Genomic DNA, 14,231 nt, shown 5'->3' with positions numbered 1-14,231 from the left:
CCCCGCCGGAGGTAAGTCATGCGGACCCGCCGCGATCAGGTGCAGGCGTACCGCTTCGTCACCCGCCGCATCGTCTCCGCCTTGCTGTCGGGCGACCCGGAGACCACCAACCTGCCGATGCGACGGCTCGGCATGGCCGTCTTCGGCAGCGTCCTGACCGCGGCCATCGTGCTCGGTGGGGTGGGCGCCTACGGCCAGTTGACCGGCGGCGCGGCGCCGCTGGACGACAACACCCTGGTCATCGAACGGGAGACCGGCGCGACGTACGTGTTCATCGAGGGGAAGCTGCACCCGACGCTCAACTACACGTCGGCGCGCCTCATCGTGAACGACGCGAGTGCCGCGGTGCGGACGATGTCCCAGGCGTCGCTGCGGGACCGGCCCCGCGGCGTCACAGTCGGCATCGTCGGGGCACCTGACGCACTGCCGGACCGCAAGTCGCTGACCGGTCTGCCCTGGTCGGTCTGCGACGTGCCCGACCCGGTCGACCGGCAGCGGTCCAGCACCCGGCTGGTGATCGACCGTGCGCTGCCCGGTGGCACGCCGCTGGGCGACCGGGCGGTGCTGGTCTCGGTGGACGACCAGCGGTACCTGATCGCCAACAACACCCGGCTCCAGCTGCTCGACCCGTCCCGCACGATCACGGCCCTGCGGATGGCCGGCACCGACCGACTCGAGATCGGGCAGCAACTGCTCAACGCCGTACCGGCCGGGCCGCCGCTGCGCAGGCCGTCGCTGGCCGGTGAGGGCGAGCCCAGCAGCCGCAAGGTGGGCGGGCAGTCGTACGACGTCGGTTCGGTGTTCAAGGCAGCCGGGCGGCACTACGTGCTGACCCGGGACGCTCTCGTGTCGATCAGCGAGATCACCGCGTTACTCCTGATCAGCAACGGCGGGCGGATCACCGACATCACCCCGAACCAGGCCAGCGAGGCGTTCGAGGAGCGGCGGATCGAGGAGGAGGGGGTGCCCCCGACGATGCCCGCTCTCTACCCGGCCCAGCCCGGTCAGACGACGCTCTGCGCGACGTACCGGAAGGGCAGCGCGGGCGGCCCGCCGACCACCACGATGGAGGTCTTCGACCGGGTGCCGGACGAGCTGACCGACAGCGATCCGGGGCTGGTGCCGGTGCGCCAGACCAGGCGCGACGCCGTACGCACCGCCGAGGCGGTGCTGCTACCCGGCGGCAAGGGTGTCATCGCGCAGGCCTCGCCCGGTGCCGGGACCAGCGGGTCCGGCGCCGCCGGGTCGACGATCTACCTGATCAGTCCGCAGGGCATCCGTTATCCGCTCGGCTCGGCGGCGACACTCGACGTACTCGGCTACGGCGGGATCACTCCGCTGGCGGTGCCCGGCTCCCTGCTCGCACTGATCCCGACCGGGCCGACTCTGGACCGCGAGGACGCGTTCGCCGTCTTCGCTCCGGACGGACCGGCGCCGGCCGCTCCGCCGTCGAGCGCGCCGCGGTCGGGCTCACCGTCGCCGGCGCCGCCCTCGGGCTCGTCGTCCGCGGCGCCACCGTCCCGGTCGTCGTCCTCCGCGCCACCGTCGGGCTCGACACCGTCGACTCCGGCCAGTGGCGCCCCGTCGAGCGGCGGGACCGGCGGCGGGGGGTCCACCGAATCGACAGACACTGACGGCTGAGCAGGTTCGACGGGTCGCCCGGAGTCGCACGGGTGGACTAACCTGGATGTCGCTGACGGTTGTCAACCAGAACGACGGGGATGTTGCCATGGCCGGGCGTACGGAAGTCGACTTGTTGTCCCTTGAGGACTTCCACGAGCACCTGGCGTCGCGGTTGAGCCAGGCCGAGTCGGTGCTGCGCAAGCTCAACACCGAGATGCAGTGCCGGCCTCCGGCGTTGGGCTCGTTCCTCGACGCCACCGACAACGCGCGTCGCTACAGCGAGGTGCACCAGTCCTATGTCGACCAGGCCGAGCGGATCCGACAGGCGGTGCTGGCGGCACAGCAGGCGACCAGCACGATCCTGAGCAACTACCGCACCGCCGAGGCGCGTAACGCGGCCAACTCCGACGATGTCACCGCCGCGCTGACCCCGGTCGACCGGGCGTTGCAGCCGAAGGAGGACGGGCGTGTCTGAATACACCCAGCGCTACCAGGGCAACAGCCACCAGCAGCTGTACGACGGCCTGATGGCGGGCAAGCCGGAGCAGATCGAGGGCGTGGCCACCCAGTGGGCCGAGCTCAAGGGCATCCTCGACGGCCTCGGCCGGGAGTTGAGCGGCGACCTCGACAAGCTCGGCAACACCTGGACGGGTTCGGCAGGTCAGGAGTTCCACCGGCGACTCAGCTTCATCGTCGCCCACACCAACGCGTTGGGCGAGGGGATGGCCGGCATCAAGCAGGGGTTGACCATGATGGCCGACCATCTGCGCGCCGCCCACAAGCAGGCCGAGAGCCCGGAGGAGACCGACGACAACGACAAGGCGATCGGCGGCGCGATCAAGGGTGGCGCGGTCTTCGGTCTGACCGGTCTGATCGTCGGGGGCATCGCGGGTCACCAGCAGGACAAGGCAGAGCAGGAGAAGGCCCACCAGCGGATGGTGAACCTGGTGGCCGACCTGGCCAGCAGTTACGACATCTCCGCCTACGACCGGGTGGTCGACCCGCCCCCGCCCGACCCGGATACTCCGAACACCGCCCGCAAGGATCCGACGACGCCACAGAGTGTCTCGGCCATCGCCAGGGTGACCGGCGGTCCCGACACCGGCGCGGACACCGGGCACACCGGCGACGCGACCATCTCGTCGCCCGACCGGGTTGCCCAACTGCCGGGCGACGGGTCAGCGCCGGGCGAGGTCGGCTCGGGCACCGGGGGCAGCCCGGCTGTCGGCGCCGCTCCGATCGGCGCTGGCAGCGACCTCGCCGACCCCGGCACCTCCCTCGCCGGAGCGGACCCACTTGTCGGCGGCGCGCTGCTCGGCGGGGGTGCCGCCGGGCTGGTCGGCCTGTCCGGGCCGGCCGGCGCGCCCGCCGGGGCGAGCACCGGCCCCGGCCTGCTCTACGCGGGGCAGGGCGGGTCACCGGCCGGCGGGGTGTTGCGCAGCGGCGCGCTCGCCGGCTCGGGCAACGCACCCCCCACCTCGGCTCGACCGACCGGCGGTGGTGCGGCCCCGGCGGAGACCCGTGCCGCCAACGGGGTCGGGCGCAGCATCGACGGCCAGCGCGGTGGGAGCGGCGGACGCCCGGCCATGACCGGTGGCAACGCCCGACCGGGGTCCGGCGGCGGCCGTCCCGGTGTGCTCGGCGGGCAGGGTCGAGCGCAGGACGACGACTCCGACGAGCGGCTGACCTGGTTGACTGAGGACGAGATGGTGTGGCAGGGCAACGAGAAGGCCGCACCCCCGGTGCTCGGCACCGGCGACTGACCACGGCCCACCCCGGCGCGCGCGCACCACACCCGGACGACGCGCGGTGCCCCCGATCGGACCCGATCCGGTCGGGGGCGCTGCCGTTCCCGGGCCCCGATCCACGGCGTCCACAGTGCGCATGGTGGTGGCGGTCACGCCCGCGCGGTCCTTCGCCGTGCTGCGATACGCCAGGACGGGCGATAGGTTGGTCGGGTGTCGTCCGCAGCGTTTGCCCGCCCAGCCCGGTGGGCTGTTCTGCGGTCACTGCGGGAACTGACCCGCCTGGCGGTCACCGCGCTGGTGCTCGCGGTCGGCCTCGGTGCCGCTCTCGCCGCGACCCCACCGCCCGCCCCCACGCAGCTCCGGCCCAGTGCGGTGAGCAGCCGGGTGGCAAGTGTCCGCCCCGACGCCGGCCTGGCCGTCGAGCGGGCCGGCCAGCCCACTGTCGCCCCGCCGGCAGGCACGCGCGATGCCGCCACGGCCGATACCGCCACGGCGACCGGTCCGGTCGCGGCGGGCCTGGTGCAGGCCCCGGCCATCGATCCCGGCCGTGGCACCCCTACCCGACGCGGCCCGCCCGCCCGCTGAGCCAGGCCCGGCGATCCCCGGGGCCCGATCCCGGCTGATCCCGTACGGCAGCTGAGTTCGCCGTCGACGGGACGACCCCGCCACCGGGCCGACCGGTGCTGCCGCGCCTTCCTGCCGCCCGTCGATACCCGCCTTCGACCGCGAGGTGCTGATCATGCAAACCATCCTCTCCGCCGTCCTGCCAGACCTCTCCCGGGTTGCCGTCATCTGGCTGAGCCTGCTCGGCGTGGTCACCGTCGCCGTCTCCGCTCTCCTGCTGCGACCCGGCCGGTTCCGCTTCGATCCGGGCTCCCGGATCCGTCGCGCGGCCATGCCGAGCCAACTCGAGCAGGCGCAGGAGGAGCGGGAGCAGAGCCGTTACGCGCAGGAGGTCGCGGTGGCCGCGGAGAGGGCGACCACCACAGCGCAACGCCGCCGCGCGGAGTGGGTGGCCGCGCAGGAGGAGGTCGAGGCGGCCTGGTTGCCGTACGAGTCGGCCGAGGCCGGCGTGCGGCGGCTCGACGCGGCGGCTGCGATGCCGCTGCCGCACACCGCGCGGACCCCCGCCGAGTACGCGGACCGCGAGCGCTACCTGCACCGGGCGGCGCTGGATGCGTACTGGCGGCGGGAGCTGTCGGTGGAGCAACTCAGCGGCGTCTTCGCGCACCGCGACGGCTGGGACCCGCGACTGCACCCGGTCGAGCAGGAGCTGGTGCTCCAGCGGGCGATCCGGGACAACCTGGCGGCCAAGCACGCCGCGGCCCGCGAGCGGGAGCAGGCCGCGTGGCGGGCGGCGGAGTTGGCGGTGGCCGCGGCTCGCAGTCTGCGCGAGGAGGCGCACGCCGCGACCGGTCGACGGGTCGCCGAGTCAGCGTCGGTGCTGCCGCTCAGCGAGGTTGCCCGACCGGTGGGCGCGCAGATCCGGGAGAACGTCGAGCAGACCCGGGAGAACAAGGTGACGGCTCGCGGTCGTGCGACGGTGCCCGCGTTCTGAGCCGAGCGGGGTCGGGTGGGTTAGCGTGACGGCATGTCCCGACAGGCGTGGGTCCTCGTGGTGGTCGCCGGCATCCTGGCGCTCGCCACACTTGTCGGTGCCGTGGTGCTGGCGGTGCGGGTGGTGCGTACGCGGCGGATGCTGACCGGGCTCGGCGCGGGCGGCAAGGTTGCCTTCTACGGGGCGCTGATCTACACGATCTTCCCGGTCGACGTACTGCCGGACCCGATCTACCTGGACGACATGGGGGTCCTTGCCGCCGCGTTGATCTACCTGACCCGGCTGGTGCACAAACGTCGGGCGGCGGGTCGGCAGTTGCCCGGTCAGCCGGACGCCCTGCCGGATCGGGACCGGGCGCGCCGCGTGCCATGATCAAGGTCGGCTCGGCGGACAGGGGACGGGCATGACGGGCGATCATCGGTTGGACGTGCACGATGACCGTGTTGTCGCCTTCTGCGCAGAACGGCACCTCGCGACGCTGACCACAGTGCGGGCGGACGGCACCCCGCACGTCGTACCGGTCGGCGTGACTCTCGACCCGGCGGCCGGGCTGGCCCGGGTCATCACCTCCGGCGCCTCCCGCAAGGCCCGTCAGGTGGCGGCGGCCGGCGCGGCGGGCGCGGCGGTGGCCGTGTGCCACGTGGATGGCCGCCGCTGGCTGACGATCGAGGGCCGGGCGGTGCTGCGGTCGGATCCGGCCGCCGTGGCGGAGGCGGAGCGACGGTACGCCGAGCGGTATCGGACACCACGCCCGAATCCGGAGCGGGTGGTCATCGAGATCACCGTGACCAGGCTGCTGGGGAGCCTCTGAGCTGACCGCGCGTCCCCAACGTCCGGTTCGGCAGGGCATGGACACCGCGCGACCCCCGGTGCCCCCGGCCGGCGGAATTCTCCGTGGAGCAGAGCGGTTACGCCCTCGGTACGCCCAGGGCCGAGACCACCGATGGTCGGCCCCCGTGTTGCGCCGAGCGCCATTCCCGGTGCTGCCGCCCTCCGCCCGCCGGAGGCGCCAACCCCCGAACGGAGACTCGACCATGAACCCGATCGTCCAGAAGAGCGGTCTGTCAGTCGTCGGCCTGCTGGTCGCAGGCGGTTGCGCCCTCGGCCCGGCGGTGGCCGCGCAGGCCGCCCCGGTGCAGGCCGCACCGGCCTCGGCGAACCAGAACGACCGACACGCCGAACGGATCCTCGGCGTCGACTACCAGGCCCAGCCGAACTTCTACTACTGCGGTCCGGCCGCGACCCGGATCGCGTTGTCCGCCCAGGGCAAGGCGCTCTCCCAGGACGAGGTGGCCCGACTGCTCGGCACCACCGAGGCGGGTACCCCCTCGGCCCTGGACACCACCCGGGTGCTGAACGAACTGACCGGCGGCAAGTACCGGACCACCGAGATCCGTGATTCGGTGGCCCGCCCCGACCAGGTCGAGCAGCTGCGCCGCGACGTGCTGGCCGCTGTCGACGCCGGCCGGCCGGTGGTGGCCAACATCAAGGGCACGACAGTGGACACCGACGGCAACCCGCACTCGTACGAAGGCGGCCACTACCTGACCCTCGTCGGCTACCGCGACGGTGGTGACACGATCCGGGTCGCCGACCCGGCAGACCCCGCGTTGGGCGAGTACTGGATGAGCCTGCCGAAGATCGCCAACTGGATCGCCGAGCGCGGCTACTCCTCCTGACCGTTCACCGGGCCGGCCTCTCCCGTGCGGGGAGGCCGGCCCGACCGTCGTTACGGGTCCGGGCGGCGAGGTGCGCGCGTCGACGGGCGCGGGCAGCCCGCGTTGGTCGGGCCCGGTGCAGGTGTCGCCGGACCGGCGGGTGGATCTCCGCTTCCCCGGCACCGGTTGCCCGGCGCACGATCCGGTTCGCGTCGTCGGGTTCGGAACCGGCCGCCCGGAGCAGGTCACTGGCTGCGGTGCGCAGTCCGGTGACGAGGGACTCGCCGAACGACCTGACCCCGCTCGCGGAGGCCCGCCCGGCCAACTCGGCGCACTCCTCGACCAACCGGCGGGTCCGCTGAGGGTCGTCACCGGCCTTGCACTCGGAACGCATCACCGCCACCGCCTGACCCAACCGGGCCATCGCGTCCGGCAGCTCCGGCGGAATCGGCTCGTCGTACTGCAGGGCGGTCGTCGACCAGCGGGCCATGGCACGAGTGTCCAACAACAACCGCTCCAGGTGATCCGCGCTGCGGGCGTACCTGTGGTACTGCTGCCGGCGGTGCCAGCGCGCCGGAGCGATCGTCACCACCTCCTCGGCCCCGCTGAGCGCATCGTGCAGCCGACTCAGGTCGCCGTCGGTGCCCCGTAGTCGCTCCAGGACTTTCAGGGTCCGGTCGCCGTCGCGCTCGCGCATCGATTGCGCCAGCTCGGCGAGTTGCTCGCAGAGGATCGTGAAGATCGGGGCCGCGGCCCGGTCCAGCACTCGCATCGGGTTGATCGGCAGCAACAGCGCGACCACCACCAGGCCGACCGCCCCGCCGACGAGCGCGTCGAAGATCCGGGGCAACTCCAGGCCACGTTCCATCGGGGCCAGTGTCGCGATCAGCACTGCGGTACCGCCGGCCTGACCGACCAGCGGACCACCCTTCCCGGCCACCAGCAACGCGGCGGCGATGGCCAGCGCGACCACTGCGCCGGTCTGCCACGGGCCCGAGCCCAGCACGAAACGCAGCGTATCGCCGATGATGATGCCCAGGCCGACGCCGCCCAACAGCTCGAAGGTGCGCCGAGCCCGCTGCCCGATGGCGGTGGCGATCGTACCGACGGCAGCGGCGGGAGCGAAGACGTGCGACCCGGGGCCGAGCAGGTTCTTGGCGAGCAGCGCGGCGATCGCCGCGGCCAACCCGGCCTGGACGGAGATCACCAGGGTGACCTCCCACTGCCGGGCCCGGATCCGGCCGGCCTGCCCGCCGCGGTTCCGCGCCTGCCGCACCTGCCGAACCGTCCGCTCGGCGGTCTCATCGAGTCGCGACTGATCACGGTCGGCGGGTGGGTGGTCGTCGGCCATGGGGGCGGTTACCCCGGCGACGGCAGGGCAATCGCGGCGGGGTCGGCACCACCGCCACCACCGACACCATCGAACACATCGTCACCCGTGGGTTTGTGCAGCCCCGTGGGGGTACCAGAGCCACACACCTCCCACCGATCCGCAACCGGTAAGGGGCCGTGACATGACCAACCCAGCAACCGCCGACGACCACGATGCCGTCGACATCCTGGTCGCCGATCATCGTGAGATCGAGGCAGTCCTCGTCGAGTTGGCGACCCGGCGGGGCACCCCCGAGCACCGCCGGCACCTCGTCGACGTAGTGATCGCCGAACTCGTCCGCCACTCGGTGGCCGAGGAGGCGTACGTCTATCCGATCGCCCGCAAGGCGCTGCCCGACGGCGACGAGATCGCCGACCGCGAGATAGCGGAGCACGCCGACGCCGAGCGGACCATGAAGGAGTTGGAGTCCACCGAGCCGTCCGACCCCCGCTTCGACGAGCTGCTCGCCCAGCTGACCAGCACCGTCCGACACCACGTGGCGGACGAGGAGAAGGAACTCTTTCCGCGGCTACGCGCCGCGACGGCCCGGGAGGAGTTGGTCGAGGCTGCCGCCAGGGTGACGGCGATCAAGAAGATCGGGCCGACCCGGCCACATCCGGGGAGCCCGGACAGCCCGCCGGCGACCAGGCTGCTCGCCCCCGGCATCGGTCTGGTCGACCGGCTGCGCGACGCGTTGAGCGGCCGACCCACCTCGATGGACGAGCTACGCGACAGGCAACAGCGCTGACCCGATTCGCGAACACCCGCCCGCGGCACTCCGGCCGACGTACGATCCGCGCGGGCGACGGCCAGCGATTCGGGTGTCGGGGCACGACCAACCGGGTACCGACCTCGTCGAGATCGAGGAGGACCGACATGGCCGCAGAGGACCCCGGACCGACAGGCGGCCCCGGGCCGCGCCAGACCTGGGCGGCGCTGCCCTGGCTGGTCCGAACCGCGGTGTCGTGGAGCGCCTGCCTGGTGGTGGTCGCCGCCGGGCTCTACCTGGTGGGCCGGATCGCCGTCCTGTTGGCGCCGCTGGCCATCGCTCTGGCCGCCACCATCTTCCTCACCGCGCTGCTCGATCCGGTCCTGCTTCTGCTGCGCCGGTTGCGCCTGCCGGCGGCGCTGGCCGCGCTCTGCACCGTACTGCTGCTGCTCGGCATCCTGGTCGGCGTCGGCGCCCTGGTGTGGAATCTGACCGCCAGCCAGTTCGATCAGCTCAGCCAGGAGCTGACGCAGGGGGTGGAACGCAGCCGGGACTTCGTGACGTCCACGCTGCCGGTCAGCGAGGCACAGCTGGATCATCTGGTCGACCAGGCCCGGCAGGGTCTCAGCGGCAGCTCTCCGGACCCGGTGGCGGGCGCCCGGACCGCCACGGAGGTGTTCGGCTCCGCGCTGCTGGCTCTCGTGCTGCTCTTCTTCCTGCTCAAGGACGGCCGGTCGATGTGGCACTGGGTGCTGTCCCGGGTGTCCGGCCAGACCCAGCCGGTGCTGGCCGAGGCCGGCAGGAACGGTTGGCAGACGTTGGGCGCGTACAGCCGGGGCACCATGTTCATCGCCGCGATCGACGCGCTGGGCATCGGGCTGGCCCTCGTGGTGCTGCGGGTACCACTCGCCCTGCCGCTGGCATTGATCACGTTCCTCGGCGGCTTCGTGCCGATCATCGGGGCGACGGTGGCCGGCGCGGTGGCGGTGCTGGTGGCGCTGGCCGCGAACGGTCCCACCACCGCGCTGCTCACCCTCGCGGCGGTGATCGCCGTGCAGCAGATCGAGGGCAACCTGCTGGAGCCGCTGGTCATGAAGCGGCAGGTCCGACTGCATCCGGCGGTGATCCTGGTGGCGGTCACCGCGGGCACGCTGATCGCGGGCATCGCTGGCGCCTTCGTCAGCGTCCCGATCACCGCCGTCCTCTGGCGCGTCATCGACACCGTCCAACAGCGCCGCTCGGCCTCGGCAATCCTGCCCGCCGACTGATCATCGGCCGAGGTGCGTGGTGAACCAGGTGCCGGCCTGGTCGGCGACCTGCTCAAGGGTGCCGGGCTCCTCGAAGAGATGGGTGGCGCCGGGGATCACCCGCAGCTCGCCGACCTCCCCCAACTCGGCCAGCGCCCGTTCGTTGAGCGTGATCACCTCTTCGTCCAGCCCGCCCACCAACAGCAACGTCGGGGTACGCACCTGGGCCAGCGCGTTCCCGGCCAGGTCCGGCCGACCACCTCGGCTGACCACGGCAGCCACCCGGTCGGCGCGGGACGCCACCGCTACCAGGGCAGCGGCGGCACCCGTACTGGCTCCGAACAGACCGATCGGCACGTCACCGGCAGGACGTTCGACGGCGAGCCAGTCGACGATCCCGGCCAGCCGGCTGGCCAGCAGCCCGATGTCGAAGCGCAGTTCCGCGGTTCGCGCGTCCACCTCGTCCTCGGCCGGGGTGAGCAGATCCGCCAGCACCGTGCCGAGCCCACTGTCGTTCAGCGTCCGGGCCACCGCCACGTTGCGCGGGCTGTGCCGGGAACTGCCGCTGCCGTGCGCGAACAGCACCACGCCCACCGGCTGGGCGGGCAGCGTCAGGTCGGCGGGGAGCTGGACGTCCCCGATCGGAATCGTCACAGTGCCGCGCTGCTCGTCCATGCCCCCACCTCCGTGTGCTCGCCGGTGGTCCGGGTACCCCGCCCGCCGCCCGGCACGCACGCGGCGGCGGCGTCACTCCGCAGCGCGTGGGCGGGCCGCCGGGCCGCGTTTGCCCGATGGGGCGTCGGGTACGCGACGAGCGACCGCAGACCGTGTCGGCGCAACCGCGCCCCGACGGATCGCGAGGATCGCCATGGCCAAGCAGCAGATTTCCCGGCAGCAGCAGCTGACCGAGCAGTCCCAGCGTGAACAGGACGCCGAGCGCAATCAAGACTTCGGGGACCAGGATTTCGGGGACCAGGCCGCTTCTGCGCGGCTGCCCGACGATCCGAAGGCGGCGACGCCCCGGGACGCGATCGGACGTCCGTCCACCGGCGAGCCCATCTGACCTACACGGGACCGGCGAGCCGGTCTGACCCACCGGCGTGGGCGGGCGGGGCGGGAGCACTCCCGCCCCGCCCGTCACTGTTCGCGTTCGGGCAACCGCAGCAGCGGAGACCGGCCCGGTGGCTGCTCGGGCGGAGGGCCGGTCGGCTCGGCTGGCGGCACCGGCACCGTCACCGGTTCGTCGCAGGTCACCCGCAGCTTCTGGTCGTGGTGGCGCAGCTCCACCGCGTCGTCCGGGCCGCCGTGGCGCAGCGAGTATGTCGTCTGGTGCGGCCGGACATCCACCCGCAGCGCCAGCCCCCGCCACTGGAGCGAGAACTCCAGCCGGCTGAGTCGGCTGGAGAGCCGGGGGGCGAAGGACAGCTCGCCGTCGTGGTCCCGTAGACCACCGAACCCGCTCACCAGGGCGAGCCACGAGCCGGCCAACGACGCCATGTGTACGCCGTCGCGGGTGTTCTCGTTGAGGTCGTGCAGGTCCATGAGCGCGGCCTCACGCAGGTAGGTGTGCGCGAGTTCCGGGTGGCCCACCTCGGCGGCGAGCACCGACTGGGTGCAGGCCGACAACGACGAGTCGCGTACGGTGCGGCGCTCGTAGTAGAGGAAGTTGCGCACCTTCTCCTCGGGCGTGAAGGCGTCCCCCCGCCAGTGCATGGCAAGGACGAGGTCGGCCTGCTTCACCACCTGCTTGCGGTACAACTCGAAGTACGGGTAGTGCAGCAGCAACGGGTACTTCTCCGCCGGGGTGTGCGTGAAGTCCCACTCCTGGAGTCGGGTGAAGTCCGCCACCTGCTGGTGGACGTCGAGCTCCTCGTCGTAGGGCACGTACATGGAGGTGGCGGCGTCCCGCCAACTCGCGGCCTCCTCGTCGGTGACCCCGAGGTGGAACGCCTCGTCCCGGTAGCGCATCACCACGTCGGCGGCGGCGAGCAGGTTCCGTTGCGCCATCAGGTTGGTGTAGATGTTGTCGTTCTTCACCGCGGTGTACTCGTCCGGCCCGGTGACACCGTCGATGTGGAACTGCCCGTGCCGGTCGTGGTGGCCGATCGAGCGCCACAGCCGGGCGGTCTCCACGAGCAGCTCCAGCCCGATCTCCCGTTCCAGCTGGGTGTCCCCGGTGACCATCACGTAGCGACGCACGGCGTCGGCGATGTCGGCGGCGATGTGGAAGGCGGCAGTGCCGGCCGGCCAGTATCCGGATGATTCCGGGCCCTCGATGGTCCGCCAGGGGAAGGCTGCGCCCCGGAGGTTGAGCGTCTCGGCGCGTTCCCGCGCCGACTCCAGCGTGCTGTGCCTCCACTGCAACGCGCTGCGCACCGCGCTCGGCTGGGTGTACGTGAGCACCGGCAGGACGAACATCTCGGTGTCCCAGAAGGCGTGGCCGTCGTAGCCGGGGCCGGTCAGCCCCTTCGCCGAGATCGGCCGCTGCTCGGCGCGCGCGCCGGCCTGCAAGACGTGGAAGAGACCGAATCGGACCGCCTGCTGCACCTCCGGGTCGCCCTCGACGAGCACGTCGGAGGCGTCCCAGAACGTGTCGAGGTAGTTGCGCTGCTCCCGGTGGAGCCCGTCCCACCCGTCCAGCCGGGCGCCGGCCAGTGCCGCGCCGACCTGGTCACGCAGCGCCGGCAGGGAGCGACGGCTCGACCAGCTGTACGTCAGATACTTGATCACCCGCAGCTTCTCGCCGGGCTGGAGGACGCAGGCGACGGTGGTACGCACCCAGTCCTGGTATCCCTCGGACTCGATGGTGGTGTGGTCCGGGCCGTGCACCTCGTGTTCCATGGCGGCGGCGACCCGCAGCCCGGAGACCTTGGTGCGGTGGATCAGCTGACCACCGTCCGGGGTGGTCAGCTCCTCCTCGGCCTGGAGCGGCGACTCCAGGACCGCCGCGACCCGGGGGTCCTTGCTCTGCGCGGGCAGCGACTCGTTGGCCACCAACTCGGACTGCACGATCAGCCGCAGCGGGCGGTCGACGGCCTCCACCTCGTAGCTGATGGCGGCCACGGACCGCTGGGTGAACGAGACGAGGCGGGTGCTGCGGACCTTTACCTCGCGGCCGGCGGGCGAGCGCCAGTGCAGCTCCCGGTGCAGCGTGCCGGCCCGCAGGTCGAGGATCCGCTCGTGGGCGAGCAGCTCTCCGTAGCGCACGTCGAGCGGTTCGTCGTCGACCAGCAATCGGATCAGTTTGCCGTTCGTGACGTTGACGATGGTCTGCCCGGACTCGGGGAAGCCGTAGCCGGCCTCCGCGTACGGCAGCGGACGCAACTCGTAGAACGAGTTGAGGTAGGTGCCGGGCAAGCCGTGCGGCTCACCCTCGTCGAGGTTGCCCCGCAGACCGATGTGCCCGTTGGAGAGCGCGAACACCGACTCCGACTGGGCCAGCACGTCCATGTCCAGCCGGGTCTCCCGGACGTGCCACGGCTCGACCGGATAGGCGCGTTCACGAATCATGCGGGGCCTCGTTCGGCGGCGAGCGGGTCGGTATCGGTGCGGGTCGGCGCCGGCGGGTCGGCGACGTCGAGCAGGTCGGCGAGGTCCTTCACCACGATGTCGGCGCCGTGGGCGAGCAGTTCGTCAGCCTGCCCGACCCGGTCGACGCCGACCACGTAACCGAAGCCGCCTGCGCGACCGGCGGCCACTCCGGAGAGCGCGTCCTCGAAGACGGCGGCCTGTGTCGGGTCGACGCCGAGCAGCCTGGCCCCGGCGAGGAAGGTGTCGGGGTGTGGTTTGCCGCGCAGCCCCTCAGCGCGGGCGACGAGCCCGTCGACCCGGGCCTCCAGCAACGGCTCGAACCCGGCGGCGGCGACCACCTCACCCCCGTTCGCGCTCGCGGTGACCACGGCTCGGCGAAGCCCGGCGGCGGTCGCCGCCTTCAGGTATCGCACCGAGCCCGGGTAGACCTCGACACCGGCGGTACGCAGCTGGTGCAGCAGCAGGACGTTCTTGCGGTTGCCGAGGCCGTTGACGGTCTCGGCCTCCGGCGGGTCGTCCGGGCCGCCCTCGGGCAGCACGATCCCGCGGGAGGCGAGGAACGTCCGGACGCCGTCGGCCCGAGGTCGGCCGTCGACGTAGCGGTTGTAGTCCGGGCCCGGATCGAACGGTTGGAACGGCTCGCCGGAGACCGTGGCGCGCTGACGAAGAAACTCATCGAACGTCTGCGCCCAGGCGGCGTTGTGTACGCGGGCGGTCTGCGTCAGCACACCGTCCAGATCGAAGAGACAGGCGGTCACGTGAGCAGGTAGGCCCAGCACGGTACG

At 72.2% G+C, this 14,231-nt stretch carries 15 protein-coding genes; 11 read left to right on the top strand and 4 right to left on the bottom strand.

Annotation, left to right across the window (positions count from 1 at the left end):
- Window positions 1-18 precede the first annotated feature (18 nt).
- The 8 genes from eccB to KBX71_RS24300 all read left to right on the top strand — a co-directional run bounded on the left by eccB (window position 19) and on the right by KBX71_RS24300 (window position 6,608).
- A complete protein-coding gene (gene eccB / locus KBX71_RS24335; protein ID WP_210820221.1) occupies window positions 19-1,641 on the top strand; it encodes a type VII secretion protein EccB in 1,623 nt (540 codons plus the stop codon).
- 46 nt (window positions 1,642-1,687) lie between these two features.
- Window positions 1,688-2,098: a hypothetical protein gene (locus tag KBX71_RS24330; RefSeq protein WP_231396403.1), complete on the top strand. Its 411-nt coding sequence runs from the start codon at window positions 1,688-1,690 to the stop codon at window positions 2,096-2,098.
- Entirely contained in the window at window positions 2,091-3,386 is a 1,296-nt protein-coding gene (locus KBX71_RS24325; RefSeq protein ID WP_210820220.1) for a WXG100 family type VII secretion target, read from the top strand. Before KBX71_RS24330 ends, KBX71_RS24325 begins: the two co-directional genes overlap by 8 nt.
- A 195-nt stretch (window positions 3,387-3,581) precedes the next feature.
- Window positions 3,582-3,956: a hypothetical protein gene (locus KBX71_RS24320; protein WP_210820219.1), complete on the top strand. Its 375-nt coding sequence runs from the start codon at window positions 3,582-3,584 to the stop codon at window positions 3,954-3,956.
- 154 nt (window positions 3,957-4,110) lie between these two features.
- On the top strand, window positions 4,111-4,929 hold the full coding sequence (locus KBX71_RS24315; protein WP_210820218.1) for a hypothetical protein: 819 nt from the start codon (window positions 4,111-4,113) through the stop codon (window positions 4,927-4,929).
- A 33-nt stretch (window positions 4,930-4,962) separates the two neighbouring features.
- Window positions 4,963-5,301, top strand: coding sequence for a YkvA family protein (locus KBX71_RS24310; protein ID WP_196928613.1), 339 nt, complete (start codon window positions 4,963-4,965; stop codon window positions 5,299-5,301).
- A 31-nt stretch (window positions 5,302-5,332) separates the two neighbouring features.
- Window positions 5,333-5,740 carry a pyridoxamine 5'-phosphate oxidase family protein gene (locus KBX71_RS24305; protein ID WP_124817079.1) on the top strand — a complete coding sequence of 136 codons (408 nt, stop codon included), beginning with the start codon at window positions 5,333-5,335 and terminating at the stop codon, window positions 5,738-5,740.
- 223 nt (window positions 5,741-5,963) lie between these two features.
- Complete coding sequence (locus KBX71_RS24300) at window positions 5,964-6,608, top strand: C39 family peptidase (RefSeq protein ID WP_210820217.1); 645 nt, start codon at window positions 5,964-5,966, stop codon at window positions 6,606-6,608.
- A gap of 4 nt (window positions 6,609-6,612) precedes the next feature.
- On the opposite strand, the gene KBX71_RS24295 is transcribed toward KBX71_RS24300, so the two are convergent.
- On the bottom strand, window positions 6,613-7,863 hold the full coding sequence (locus KBX71_RS24295; protein ID WP_307847284.1) for an FUSC family protein: 1,251 nt from the start codon (window positions 7,861-7,863) through the stop codon (window positions 6,613-6,615).
- Between the two features lie 238 nt (window positions 7,864-8,101).
- On the opposite strand from KBX71_RS24295, the gene KBX71_RS24290 reads away from it, so the two are divergent.
- Complete coding sequence (locus tag KBX71_RS24290; RefSeq protein WP_210820215.1) at window positions 8,102-8,707, top strand: hemerythrin domain-containing protein; 606 nt, start codon at window positions 8,102-8,104, stop codon at window positions 8,705-8,707.
- A 128-nt stretch (window positions 8,708-8,835) separates the two neighbouring features.
- The gene (locus KBX71_RS24285; RefSeq protein ID WP_210820214.1) at window positions 8,836-9,936 is read left to right on the top strand and encodes an AI-2E family transporter; all 1,101 of its coding nucleotides are present in this window, start codon (window positions 8,836-8,838) and stop codon (window positions 9,934-9,936) included.
- Here the strand turns inward: KBX71_RS24285 and KBX71_RS24280 are convergent, their stop codons facing one another.
- Window positions 9,937-10,590 carry a dienelactone hydrolase family protein gene (locus tag KBX71_RS24280; RefSeq protein WP_210820213.1) on the bottom strand — a complete coding sequence of 218 codons (654 nt, stop codon included), beginning with the start codon at window positions 10,588-10,590 and terminating at the stop codon, window positions 9,937-9,939.
- Window positions 10,591-10,783: 193 nt separating this feature from the next.
- Here KBX71_RS24280 and KBX71_RS24275 point away from each other — a divergent pair, with 193 nt between their 5' ends.
- Window positions 10,784-10,978: a hypothetical protein gene (locus KBX71_RS24275; protein WP_210820212.1), complete on the top strand. Its 195-nt coding sequence runs from the start codon at window positions 10,784-10,786 to the stop codon at window positions 10,976-10,978.
- Window positions 10,979-11,052: 74 nt separating this feature from the next.
- Here KBX71_RS24275 and KBX71_RS24270 read toward each other — a convergent pair whose 3' ends face one another.
- Window positions 11,053-13,425 carry a glycoside hydrolase family 65 protein gene (locus KBX71_RS24270; protein ID WP_210820211.1) on the bottom strand — a complete coding sequence of 791 codons (2,373 nt, stop codon included), beginning with the start codon at window positions 13,423-13,425 and terminating at the stop codon, window positions 11,053-11,055.
- Complete coding sequence (locus KBX71_RS24265; protein WP_210820210.1) at window positions 13,422-14,225, bottom strand: HAD family phosphatase; 804 nt, start codon at window positions 14,223-14,225, stop codon at window positions 13,422-13,424. Before KBX71_RS24265 ends, KBX71_RS24270 begins: the two co-directional genes overlap by 4 nt.
- Window positions 14,226-14,231: the final 6 nt, after the last annotated feature.

This window comes from Micromonospora sp. D93, assembly GCF_018070365.1.
GTDB lineage: Bacteria > Actinomycetota > Actinomycetes > Mycobacteriales > Micromonosporaceae > Micromonospora > Micromonospora ureilytica.
This window is presented reverse-complemented; position numbering and strand designations above follow the sequence as displayed.

Excerpts from the sequence above, each read along its gene's own strand:
- eccB (WP_210820221.1), top strand. The coding sequence starts at position 19 with ATGCGGACCCGCCGCGATCAGGTGCAGGCGTACCGCTTCGTCACCCGC.
- KBX71_RS24330 (WP_231396403.1), top strand. The coding sequence starts at position 1,688 with ATGTCGCTGACGGTTGTCAACCAGAACGACGGGGATGTTGCCATGGCC.
- KBX71_RS24315 (WP_210820218.1), top strand. The coding sequence starts at position 4,111 with ATGCAAACCATCCTCTCCGCCGTCCTGCCAGACCTCTCCCGGGTTGCC.
- KBX71_RS24310 (WP_196928613.1), top strand. The coding sequence starts at position 4,963 with ATGTCCCGACAGGCGTGGGTCCTCGTGGTGGTCGCCGGCATCCTGGCG.
- KBX71_RS24305 (WP_124817079.1), top strand. The coding sequence starts at position 5,333 with ATGACGGGCGATCATCGGTTGGACGTGCACGATGACCGTGTTGTCGCC.
- KBX71_RS24300 (WP_210820217.1), top strand. The coding sequence starts at position 5,964 with ATGAACCCGATCGTCCAGAAGAGCGGTCTGTCAGTCGTCGGCCTGCTG.
- KBX71_RS24290 (WP_210820215.1), top strand. The coding sequence starts at position 8,102 with ATGACCAACCCAGCAACCGCCGACGACCACGATGCCGTCGACATCCTG.
- KBX71_RS24285 (WP_210820214.1), top strand. The coding sequence starts at position 8,836 with ATGGCCGCAGAGGACCCCGGACCGACAGGCGGCCCCGGGCCGCGCCAG.
- KBX71_RS24280 (WP_210820213.1), bottom strand. The coding sequence starts at position 10,590 with ATGGACGAGCAGCGCGGCACTGTGACGATTCCGATCGGGGACGTCCAG.
- KBX71_RS24275 (WP_210820212.1), top strand. The coding sequence starts at position 10,784 with ATGGCCAAGCAGCAGATTTCCCGGCAGCAGCAGCTGACCGAGCAGTCC.
- KBX71_RS24270 (WP_210820211.1), bottom strand. The coding sequence starts at position 13,425 with ATGATTCGTGAACGCGCCTATCCGGTCGAGCCGTGGCACGTCCGGGAG.